This window comes from Streptomyces sp. NPDC006265, assembly GCF_040613555.1.
Classification (GTDB): Bacteria; Actinomycetota; Actinomycetes; order Streptomycetales; family Streptomycetaceae; genus Streptomyces.
This window is the reverse complement of sequence record NZ_JBEXSH010001113.1, coordinates 1-2,462: the sequence shown is the minus strand read 5'-3', so window position 1 is coordinate 2,462 and position 2,462 is coordinate 1. Positions and strand designations below refer to the sequence as shown.

General features: G+C 71.4%; 2 protein-coding genes. One reads left to right on the top strand and one right to left on the bottom strand.

From position 1 onward, the window contains the following. Window positions 1-1,081: FAD-dependent oxidoreductase (locus ABZ281_RS45905; RefSeq protein ID WP_356664390.1), on the bottom strand; the 1,081-nt coding region annotated here is incomplete at its 3' end. Window positions 1,082-1,252: 171 nt separating this feature from the next. On the opposite strand from ABZ281_RS45905, the gene ABZ281_RS45900 reads away from it, so the two are divergent. Continuing rightward, window positions 1,253-2,215, top strand: coding sequence for an LLM class F420-dependent oxidoreductase (locus ABZ281_RS45900; protein ID WP_356664388.1), 963 nt, complete (start codon window positions 1,253-1,255; stop codon window positions 2,213-2,215). The last annotated feature ends 247 nt before the right edge of the window (window positions 2,216-2,462 follow it).

Here is a 2,462-nt window from a genome sequence, read left to right as displayed (position 1 = left end):
TGTGGGACGTGCGTACGGCCGTCGGGAGCGAGCGCGAGGTCAAGCCGGTCGAGCAGCACATCCACAGCTTTCTGGAGTCGCTGCCGTTCGGGGCGACCTTGCCGTGCCGCCAGGCGTGCTGCGCGGTCATCGGCGTGTAGCTCCCGGGATTCTCCAGATCGGGTACGGCGGCCACGTCACCGCAGGCGAACAGCTCCGGCCGGCCCGGCACCCGCAGATGCGGGTCGACGAGCAGCCGCCCCTTCTCCATGGGCAGGCCGAGGGACTCGACCAGCGGGTCGGGACGCACGCCCACGCACCACACCAGCGTCCGGGTCTCGACGAACTCGCCGTCGGTCAGCAGGACCCCGTCGCGCGTGGCCTCCTTCACGGAGGTCCCCATGCGCACGTCCACACCCCGCTGCCGCAGCACCCGGTCGGCGGTGGCGGACAGCTTCTCGTCCATCTCGGGCAGCACCCGCGGCGCCACGTCCAGCAGCATCCAGCGCGGCCGCATGCCCCGCCGCAGCGGATGCTTGCGCACCTGCGCGTCGGTGAACATCTGCCCGTGCGCGGCGACCTCCGTGCCGGTGTATCCCGCGCCGACCACGACGAAGGTGCACCGCGCGGCGCACGTCCTGGCATCGTCCGAGGAAGCCGCGAGTTCCACCTGCCGGGTCACGTGGTCGCGCAGGTACAGCGCCTCGGGAAGCCCCCGGAAGCCGTGCGCGTGCTCGGCGACCCCGGGGATCGGCAGCAGCTTGTTGACGCTGCCCGCGGCGAGCACCAGCCGGTCGTAGGCGAGGGTGCCGCCCTCCCCCTCGGGGCCGGTGTAGTGCAGCGTGCGGTCGTCGAGGTCGATCCGGTCGGCCTCGCCGAGCACCAGCCGGACGTCCGGCAACGAGTCCGAGAGGGAGACCGTGACCCGGCGGGGCTCCAGGATGCCGGCGGCGACCTGGGGCAGCAGGGGCAGGTACAGGAAGTAGTCGGTCGGGTTCAACAGGGTGATGTGGGCCCGGCCCCGGGTGAGCCGGGACAGGGTGCGGGCCGTGCGGTAGCCGGCGAAGCCGGCACCGACGATCAGGATGCGGGGTCGACTCACGGTCGCTCGCCTCCGGCGCTGTCGCGTAGCTCGGGAGCCTTCCGCGTCCCCCTGGCCAGGGCACCCAAACATCGCCCGGGGCGCGCTCCCCCGCACGCCGCCGGTTTCCGGCCCCGCGCCCGGGTACCCGGTGCGGGATACGGACCGCCGACGTCGCGGAGGCAATTCCCCATGCCCGAGTACGGATACTTCCTCTCATGCGAGCAGTACGGACCCGCCGAGCTGATCGAGCAGGCGCGGATGGCCGAACAGGCCGGTTTCCAGGCGCTGTGGATCTCGGACCACTACCACCCGTGGAACGACGAGCAGGGCCAGAGCCCGTTCGTGTGGTCGGTGATCGGCGCGCTGTCCGAGGCCGTGTCCCTGCCGATCGAGACGGCGGTGACCTGTCCCACCGTGCGCATGCACCCTGCTGTGGTGGCGCACGCCGCGGCGACCAGCGCGGTGATGACGAACAACCGCTTCCGCCTCGGCGTCGGCTCCGGCGAGGCGCTCAACGAGCACATCCTGGGCGACCACTGGCCGCCGGCCCACGTCCGGCTGGAGATGCTGGAAGAGGCCATCCAGGTGATGCGCCGGCTGTTCACCGGCGAGGAGGTGAACCACCACGGGCCGCATTACACGGTCCAGAACGCGCGGCTGTACACCGTTCCGGACCAGCCGATCCCGATCGACATCTCGGGCTTCGGCCCGGCCGCGACGCAGCTCGCCTCCCGCGTCGGCGACGGGTACATCACCGTGATGCCGGACGAGGCGATGGTGGAGCAGTACCGCAAGGGCGGAGGCGGCGGAAAGCTCGTCAGCGGCGGCACCAAGGTCTGCTACGACACCGACAAGGACGCGGCCGTACGGACCGTCCACCGGCTCTGGGCGAACGAGCAGCTTCCGGGCGAACTGGGGCAGGTGCTGCCCTCCCCCAAGCACTTCGAGCAGGCGCAGCAGCTCGTCACCGAGGACATGGTGCGCGGGAGCCGGGTGTGCGGCGACGACCTGGACGAGCACGTGGCGGAGCTGAAGCAGTTCGCCGATGCGGGTTTCGACCGGGTCTATGTGAACCAGATCGGCCCGGACCTGCGCGGCTTCTTCGACTTCTACCGCACGAAGGTGCTGCCGCAGCTCCAGCAGGCCGTCTGACACTCGTCGAGTGCCCGCGCGGCACCCCGGCCGCGCGGGGCAACGCCGAGGCGGTGCGTTCCTCGATGGCGCCGAGCCGAAGAGGGAGGCACGGCGGTCGGTGCGGTGGACGGCGCGAGGGACGGCGCGGAAAGCGCGTAGCGGGCCGGCGAACTAGTGCCGCGGCAGGCAACGTTTGCCCGTTGAGGAGCGGCGTTTGGTGCGTGCTCTCGGCGTGCCGGCCGGAAGCCCTCGTACTGGACGTACT